The organism is Zobellella denitrificans, from assembly GCF_002237365.1.
In the GTDB taxonomy this organism is placed as follows: domain Bacteria; phylum Pseudomonadota; class Gammaproteobacteria; order Enterobacterales; family Aeromonadaceae; genus Oceanimonas; species Oceanimonas denitrificans.
This window is the reverse complement of sequence record NZ_NMUO01000133.1, coordinates 1-7,746: the sequence shown is the minus strand read 5'-3', so window position 1 is coordinate 7,746 and position 7,746 is coordinate 1. Positions and strand designations below refer to the sequence as shown.

The following is a 7,746-nucleotide window of genomic DNA, read 5'->3' as shown; positions in this document are numbered from 1 at the left end:
CGGCAGCCCGCCCCGAGCTGGCGGCGACGTCCAGCCTGGAAGCCACCGCCCTCAAGCTGATGGCCCGTTGCATTCCGCTGCTGATCCAGGGCGAAACCGGCACCGGCAAGGATCACCTGGTGCGCCGCCTGCACCGCCAGAGCGGCCGGGCCCAGGGGCCTTTGGTGGCGGTGAACTGCGGTGCCCTGCCCGCCGAGCTGCTCGAAGCCGAGCTGTTCGGCTACCTGCCCGGCGCCTTCACCGGCGGCAGCCGTCAGGGCCGCCCCGGCTATATCCGCGCCGCCCAGGGCGGCATCCTGTTCCTGGACGAAATCGGCGAGCTGCCGCTGGCGGCCCAGACCCGGCTGCTGCGGGTATTGCAGGAAAAGGCGGTGACCCCGCTCGGCAGCCACAGCCCCGAGCCGGTGGACTTTCAACTGGTGGCGGCCAGCCACCGGGACCTGGCCACCATGGTGGCGGAGGGCGGTTTTCGCCAGGATCTGTACTTTCGGATGAACGGTTTTTCGCTGCGCCTGCCGCCGCTGCGGGACTATGAACACGACGACTTCGTGCGGCTGGTGCAGGAGCTGCTGGCGGAGCTGGAGGAAGAGGTCACGCTGGACGAGGCCGCCCTGGCCCGGCTCGGCGACTACAGCTGGCCGGGCAATGTCCGCCAGCTGAAACAGGTGCTGGAAGTGGCGGCGGTGCTGGCCGACGGCGGCCGCATCACCCCGGCCCAGTTGCCCGAGTTGCCGAATTTCGAGGGGAATGCCAAGGCCGCCCCGGCCACGGGGGATTTAAAATCCCATGCCGACAGATTGATAACGCAGACCCTGGACGAGTGCGGCGGCAACGTCAGCGCCGCCGCCCGCCGCCTGGGGCTGAGCCGCACCACCCTCTACGCCCGGCTCAAGGCGCTGAAAAACAACTAGCTCAGCACTTCCCGCTCCAGGGAAGCCAGGGCCCGCGTCACCTCCATGCTGGCGCTTTCCATCGCCTGCAGGCAGTCCAGCCCCTGTTGCTGATTGCCGGCGGCAAAGGCCTGCAGCGCCCTGACCCCCTCGCCGTGCACCCGCTTGTGGCAGGCTTCCAGGCTCTTGAATGCCGGCAGGTGGCTGTACAGACGGGCGCCGCGCCCCTCGTAGTACCACTTGCCCAGCCGGCACTCGGTATGGCTGCTCACGCCCTGGCCGAACTGGCGTTGCTCGATGCGCTGGTAGATATCGGTCTTCCATACCGCATGGTCCAGCTTTACCGCCTCCAGAAAGGCGGTGGCGGCGTTGCGCTGGATCACCAGCCGCATGCCCTCGGCATGGGTCAGCACCTCGCGGGTGACCTCGTCGATCTGCTGGGCGGAGGCGGAGATCTCGTCGGTGCTCTCCAGCGACTGGCTGACCATGCTGTTGATGGCCTTGCTCTGCTCCAGCACCTGCTGCACCAGCTTGTTGATATTGCCGCTGGCCTCGTGGGCCTTGCCCGCCAGGGTGCGTACCTCGTCGGCCACCACCGCGAAGCCCCGCCCCTGCTCGCCGGCCCGGGCCGCCTCAATGGCGGCGTTGAGCGCCAGCAGGTTGGTCTGCTCCGAAATTTCCTGGATCACCGACACGAAGTTGCTGATCCTGCCGGCGGTGTCGGTCAGTACCGCCGCGCTCTCGGCGCTGTGCCCCACCTCGGTGTTGATCGCCACGGCGCGCTGCTTGAGTACATCGGTCGCCTGGTAGGTGTGGGCAAAGACGCCTTCCATCTCGGTCAGCTTTTCCCGCTCGCCCAGCAGGGCCTCGGCGTTGGACACCATGCCCTCGCGGATGGCGGACAGCATCTCGGCGCCCTGCAGCACCACCTGCACCAGTTGATGGGCCAGCCGGTTTTCGGCCTTGAGCCCCGCCAGCTCGGTTTTCAGGGCCGAAAGCTGGCTCTCCTTGGCCGACAGCCGCGTTTCATAGTCGGCGACCTGGGCCGCCAACTGCTGCTCCAGTTGCAGCACCCGCTTCTTTACTTTGGTGGAAAACATGCTTGGCCTCTGAAAACCGCCGGAAAGGGCACCATTAGGCACCACTTAAGTAGTAACCACAAGATGACCGGAGAGAAAATCGGGACTTTTTGGCGCTTATGTGAGCCCGAGTGCAAAAGGTGGGCAAAAAGGGATAACAAGGCTGCCGGAAGAGGGCCGGGGCCGGCGATTGCCGGCCCCGGAATTCAGATGTCGCTCCTGGGAAAACGGGCGAACTCGCGGGAGATGTCCGCGTACAACTCCACCGCCCACAGCGGCAGGTGGGAGGCGAAGCCGTCCAGGGGCCGGCGGCGCGGATCATGGGGAGCGATGATCACCGACGCCTGCTCGGTGCCGATGGTGTTCACCAGCACGAACAGCTCCTCGATGGCGATGTCGCCGATGGCCAGGCAACCGGTGGACTCGGCCTTGCCGTGGATAAAGATGCTGCCCCCCAGGTTGGTGCGGCCCTCTTTGCGGGCACGGACCAGGTCGAAGGAGTTGGGGTAGTTCAGCCCCATGGACAGATGGAACTGGCTGTTGGGGTTGAGGTGGGTGATGCGGTAGATGCCCTCGGGCACCTGTTTGTCCCCTTCCCTGAGCTTGGGGCCGGGGCCGCCGCTCGCCTTGCGGATGGGATAGCTGCGGATGAACCTGAAGTCACCCTCGTTGCGGGCCCACAGCTCGAGTTCCTTTTCTTCCTTGGTGGCCAGCAGCACGATTTCTTTGGGCGGGTAGCTCACCTCGGCCCGCATGAAATGCGGCCGCATACGGATTTCGGCCAGGGGGCCGTAGGCGGCCAGCACGTTGTCGATGCTGCCGTGATAGAGGTCGGCGGCAGCCGGGGCGGGATTCACTAAAGCGGCCAAAAGCAGGGCTGAAGCAGAAAATCCGTTTAAAAGTCGCATAAGTGATGGATTGATCCGGTGTTGAAACTATATCTCAATGATAGCCCGAGCCGTGGCCGGTTGGAATCTGGCGCCGCCAAAATAATCACTTTTCCCGCCCGGTCAGCCTTTGGCGCAGCGCCGCCGCCGGAGTGCGACAGGCCGTTGTGCCCGGCCGGGGCGGGTACCACAATAAGGCTTTGTAGCCACCACCGAGAACACCATGACCAAGGCCAGCCTCTTGTTGCCGATACTGCTGCTCACCGGCTGCGCCGCCCTGGAGCTGCCTTTCTCCCCGGGCGGTCAGCAGGGGCGCGTTTCGTCCACCACGCCGGGCATCGCCGTCAGCCGGACCCAACCGCCCCGGCTCGAGAGCATCTCCTTCCTGTCGGAGCGCGCCTTTGCCCCCGCCCGGGCCCGGCACTGCCTCACCGAACTGATCCCGCCGGCCGGGGAAGACACCGAGGTGATCCAGTTCCTGGGGCAAGACGTGCTCAATGCCGCCGGCGAGATCACCGCCGCCGGCAGCCAATGGGGCATTATCCCGAGCCAGTACCGCATTCGCTTTCAGCTCAGCGCCCTGGCCCACCATAACGGCACCACCTACGGCTTCAGCCGGATAAGCCTGGCCCGGGAAGACGCCTGGGGCCTGGGCGACCACGACTTCGCGCCCCTGCCCCCCACCGGCGCTCGCACCCAGAAGGTATATAACGAGCTGCAGGCGCTGTACCGGCGGCTGGATGAGTGCCTGGCGGAGCCTGACTCAGACAGGCAGCGCAAGGGTACATGATCAGATGATTTGGTAACTGCTTGATTTTCAATGGTGCCCGGAGCCGGACTTGAACCGGCACGCTGTTACCAGCGAGGGATTTTAAATCCCTTGTGTCTACCGATTTCACCATCCGGGCAGTAGACGAACTCGAGGAGGAGATGGAGGCGCGTAGCGGAGTCGAACCGCTCTAAACGGATTTGCAATCCGCTGCATAACCGCTTTGCTAACGCGCCGAAAGAGGTTGTTCTGATGCCTGAGCATTCTAATGGCCGGGGCCTGCCAGTCAACTGGTATCTGGTTTTTTGGGTCCGTTCGCACACTTTTTATGCGCAAGGCCCGTTTTTCACGCCTCGGTGCCTGTCCGGCAGGCGGACTGTCGCCGGCAGGCGCTCAGCCTTGCCGGGTGAGATCGGTCCAGGCCGCCCTGAGATAGTCGTAGGCGGAGAACAGGGTCAGGCCGGTGGCCGCGTACAGCAGCACATAGCTGCCCCAAATCATGTAGATGCTCTGCTGCCAGATCAGGCCGATCAGGGCCAGCATCTGGATGGTGGTCTTCCACTTGCCGATCCAGCTCACCGCCACCCGGGAGCGCTGGCCGATTTCCGCCATCCATTCGCGCAGGGCCGAGATGATGATCTCCCGCCCTATCATGATCATGGCGGGAATGGTGACCAGGGGGCTGCTGTAGTCTTCCACGATCAGTACCAGGGCGGCGGCCACCATCACCTTGTCGGCCACCGGATCGAGGAAGGCGCCGAAGGGCGTGCTCTGCTCCAGCTGGCGGGCCAGGAAGCCGTCGAACCAGTCGGTCACCGCCGCCAGGGTGAACACCGCCGCCGCCCAGAAGTAGGCCCAGTGGAACGGCAGGTAGAACAGCACTATGAATACCGGGATCAGCAGGATACGGAAAAATGTCAGGGAATTAGGGACGTTTATCATTGTTATTCAAGCCATGGAGTGATGCCGTTACATGGTGCATGATGCGCCTCAGTGATGCAACGCATCATGTATTTTTTCTGCCAGGGCCAGGCTGATGCCCGGTACCTTGGCCAGCTCGTCCACGCTGGCCCGCTTCACCTCCTGGATGCCGCCCAGGTATTTCAGCAGCGCCTGGCGGCGCTTGGCCCCGATGCCGGGGATGCTCTCCAGGCTGCTGGTGGTGCGCGCCTTGCCGCGCTGGGCGCGGTGGCCGGTAATGGCGAAGCGGTGGGACTCGTCCCGGATGTGCTGGATCAGGTGCAGCGCCGGCAGATCGGCGGGCAGGTGCCGCTCTTCGTGGCTGCCGCCCATGACGAGCGTCTCCAGCCCCGGCTTGCGGGTCACGCCCTTGGCCACGCCCACCAGCAAGGGCTTGCGCGGGCTGGCGGCCAGCTCCCGGGCCACCACTTCCTCGGCCCGGGCCAGTTGTCCCAGGCCGCCGTCGATAAACAGGATATCGGGCAGCTTGTCGGCATCGGCCTGGTGAAAGCGCCGGCTCAGGGCCTGCTCCATGGCGGCGTAATCGTCGCCGGGGGTGATGCCCGCGATGTTGAAGCGGCGGTATTCGCTCTTCTGGGGGCCTTCCCGATCGAACACCACGCAGGAGGCCACCGTCTTCTCACCCATGGTATGGGAGATGTCGAAACACTCCAGGCGGCCGACGGGGCCGCAGGCCAGCACCTCTTCCAGTTGCTCCAGGCGCTGGCGCAGGGTGCTCTTGTGGGCCAGCCGGCTGGCGAGCGCCGTCTGGGCGTTGGTCCGGGCCAGCCTGATAAAGCGCGCCCGCTCGGCGCGCAGGCGGCTGCGCAGCTTGACCTTGCGGCCATAATGCTGGCTCAGGGTGTCGCTCAGCACTTCTTCATCGGGCAGGGTCCGGTCGAGCAGGATCTCGGCGGGGGCCTCCCGGCCGCCGATGCCGGAAAGATAAAACTGCAGCACAAAGCTCTGCAGTATTTCTTCCGCGTCCGTGTCCGGCGGCATCCTGGGAAAATAGCTGCGGCTGCCCAGCACCTTGCCCTGGCGGATGAACAGCACCTGCACGCAGGCCAGGCTGCGTTCCAGCGCCAGGCCGATCACGTCCAGGTCGTCCAGGATGTTGCCACTCACAAACTGCTGCTCCTGCACCCGGCGCAGGGCCTGCAGCTGATCCCGGAAACGGGCCGCATCCTCGAAGCGCAGCTCCCGGCTGGCCTGCTCCATGCTGTCCGCCAGGTCGGCCAGCACCTGCTGGTTCTTGCCCAGCAGGAACAGCCGCGCCAGCTGCACCTGGTGGGCGTACTCCTCGTCGCTCACCAGGCCGGCCACGCAGGGGCCGGCGCAGCGTTTGAGCTGGTACTGCAGGCAGGGCCGGGAGCGGTTGGCATAGAAGCCGTCCTCGCACTGGCGCACCGGAAACAGCTTCTGCATCAGGTGCAGGCTCTCGCGCACCGCCACGCCGCTGGGATAGGGGCCGAAGTATTCGCCCTTGTGCTTGCGCGGCCCGCGGTGGATGCCGATGCGGGGATGGCGGTGCTCGGTGATCAGGATATAGGGGTAGGACTTGTCGTCCCGCAGCAGCACGTTGTAGCGGGGCAGGTGCTGCTTGATCAGGTTGTGCTCGAGGATCAGCGCCTCGGTCTCGGTGTGGGTCACCGTCACCTGCACCTCGGCAATCTGGCGCACCAGGGCCCGGGTCTTCTCCCCGCCGACATTGGCGCGGAAGTAGGAAGACAGCCGTTTCTTCAGGTTCTTGGCCTTGCCCACATAGATGACCTCCCCGGCGGCATCGTGCATCAGATACACGCCGGGCTGTTCGGTCACTACCTTGAGGAAGGCCTTGGCATCGAAGGGCTGGCTCATTGGCCGTCAGATCTTCTCCGCGTCCAGCATGCCGTAGCGGATGGCCAGGTGGGTCAGCTCCACGTCGCCGTTGATGTTGAGCTTGCTGAACAGGCGGTAGCGGTAGCTGTTGACCGTTTTCGGGCTCAGGTTGAGCTGTTCGGAAATATCGGTCACCCGCTGCCCCTTGGTGATCATCAGCATGATCTGCAGTTCCCGCTCGGACAGCTGCTTGAAGGGGTTTTCCTCGTTGGAAAACTGGCTCAGCGCCATGCGCTGGGCGATTTCCGGCGAGATGTAGCGCTGGCCGCTGTGTACCAGGCGGATGGCGTTGATCATCTCTTCCGGCCCCGCGCCCTTGGTCAGGTAGCCGGCGGCACCGGCCTGCATCACCTTGGTGGGAAACGGGTTTTCGGTGTGGATGGTGAGGACGATGATCTTCACGTCCGGGCTGAAGCGCAAGATCTTACGGGTGGCCTCGAGGCCGCCGATGCCCGGCATGTTCATGTCCATCAATACGACGTCGGGGTGCTGTTCGCGGCACCATTGCACGGCTTCTTCGCCGCTCTTGGCCTCGCCTACCACCTTCATTCCCTTGACGTCTTCTAGAATGCGTCGGATCCCTGTGCGCACTAACTCATGGTCATCAACCAGGAATACGTTAATCAAAGTTGTTCTCCGACTGCGTTAACCTGCTTAGCATATAACACTTTCCCCATGGATGGCATCATAGCGGAGATGCCGGCGGAAAAAAACGCGCGCCGACGGGCACACTGTATTATCAAATCAAATACATATTGGCAACATGGATAAGGCGCGCGGGGCCGGGATATTTCAAAAATGAGACAAAAGGCGCCGAAGCGCCTTTTGGTGATCAGAAGTTGTCGGTCTGGGAGCTCAGCCGGCGGTACTCGATCTTGCCCGCGGCCTTGAGCGCCGCGAGCAGGCTCTGGTATTCCCGCTGTCCCAGCAGACTGCTCTGGCCTTCCCGGATCTGGGCCAGCAGTTCGGAGCTGTCTTCCGGCGTGGTCACCCCGTTCAGCCTGAGCACCAGCTGATCGCCGCCGGCCAGGGCCAGGGTGCGCAGGCTGGGCTGTTCGGTCGGCGCCGGCATGGCAAACAGGGCATCCAGCAGGGCCGGATCCTCCTCGCTCTCCCGGGTCAGGCCGCTCAGCTCGGTCACCGCCAGGCCATGCTGCTCCAGCCAGGCCTGCTCTTCGCCATCGCGCCAGGCGGCCAGCAGGGCGTCCCCCGTCTCGGGGGCAAGTTGCCGGGCCTTGGTGCACCAGTCCGGCGACGGCGCCTTCCGCCGCCCCTCGCCG

7 protein-coding genes, 2 tRNA genes and 2 pseudogenes are annotated in these 7,746 nt (G+C 64.6%); 2 read left to right on the top strand and 9 right to left on the bottom strand.

Translation table 11 applies throughout. The features are described 5' to 3' along the window. A partial coding sequence (locus CGX12_RS18280; protein ID WP_142995684.1) for a sigma-54-dependent Fis family transcriptional regulator occupies positions 1 to 911 on the top strand: 911 nt, incomplete at its 5' end. Here CGX12_RS18280 and CGX12_RS20450 read toward each other — a convergent pair. The 3 genes and pseudogenes from CGX12_RS20450 to CGX12_RS18270 all read right to left on the bottom strand — a co-directional run bounded on the left by CGX12_RS20450 (position 908) and on the right by CGX12_RS18270 (position 2,826). Next, the gene (locus CGX12_RS20450; RefSeq protein ID WP_254918344.1) at positions 908 to 1,282 is read right to left on the bottom strand and encodes a CZB domain-containing protein; all 375 of its coding nucleotides are present in this window, start codon (positions 1,280 to 1,282) and stop codon (positions 908 to 910) included. The genes CGX12_RS18280 and CGX12_RS20450 overlap by 4 nt on opposite strands. A 33-nt stretch (positions 1,283 to 1,315) precedes the next feature. Beyond that, a pseudogene (locus tag CGX12_RS20445) lies at positions 1,316 to 1,621 on the bottom strand (methyl-accepting chemotaxis protein); the annotation flags it as partial. A gap of 554 nt (positions 1,622 to 2,175) precedes the next feature. Then, on the bottom strand, positions 2,176 to 2,826 hold the full coding sequence (locus CGX12_RS18270) for a L,D-transpeptidase family protein (RefSeq protein ID WP_254918343.1): 651 nt from the start codon (positions 2,824 to 2,826) through the stop codon (positions 2,176 to 2,178). 253 nt (positions 2,827 to 3,079) lie between these two features. Here CGX12_RS18270 and CGX12_RS18265 point away from each other — a divergent pair, with 253 nt between their 5' ends. Then, positions 3,080 to 3,646 carry a hypothetical protein gene (locus CGX12_RS18265; RefSeq protein ID WP_094041284.1) on the top strand — a complete coding sequence of 189 codons (567 nt, stop codon included), beginning with the start codon at positions 3,080 to 3,082 and terminating at the stop codon, positions 3,644 to 3,646. 31 nt (positions 3,647 to 3,677) lie between these two features. On the opposite strand, the gene CGX12_RS18260 is transcribed toward CGX12_RS18265, so the two are convergent. From CGX12_RS18260 to CGX12_RS19965, 6 genes and pseudogenes are all read right to left on the bottom strand, one after another. Further along, positions 3,678 to 3,764 (bottom strand) — tRNA-Leu (locus CGX12_RS18260). Positions 3,765 to 3,787: 23 nt separating this feature from the next. Beyond that, positions 3,788 to 3,861, bottom strand: a tRNA-Cys gene (locus tag CGX12_RS18255). 157 nt (positions 3,862 to 4,018) lie between these two features. Further along, complete coding sequence (gene pgsA / locus CGX12_RS18250) at positions 4,019 to 4,567, bottom strand: CDP-diacylglycerol--glycerol-3-phosphate 3-phosphatidyltransferase (protein ID WP_094041283.1); 549 nt, start codon at positions 4,565 to 4,567, stop codon at positions 4,019 to 4,021. Between the two features lie 48 nt (positions 4,568 to 4,615). Beyond that, positions 4,616 to 6,445, bottom strand: coding sequence for an excinuclease ABC subunit UvrC (gene uvrC, locus CGX12_RS18245; protein ID WP_094041282.1), 1,830 nt, complete (start codon positions 6,443 to 6,445; stop codon positions 4,616 to 4,618). 6 nt (positions 6,446 to 6,451) lie between these two features. Further along, positions 6,452 to 7,093 carry a UvrY/SirA/GacA family response regulator transcription factor gene (gene uvrY, locus CGX12_RS18240; RefSeq protein ID WP_094041281.1) on the bottom strand — a complete coding sequence of 214 codons (642 nt, stop codon included), beginning with the start codon at positions 7,091 to 7,093 and terminating at the stop codon, positions 6,452 to 6,454. Between the two features lie 205 nt (positions 7,094 to 7,298). Next, positions 7,299 to 7,746: pseudogene (locus CGX12_RS19965) on the bottom strand (SurA N-terminal domain-containing protein); the annotation flags it as partial.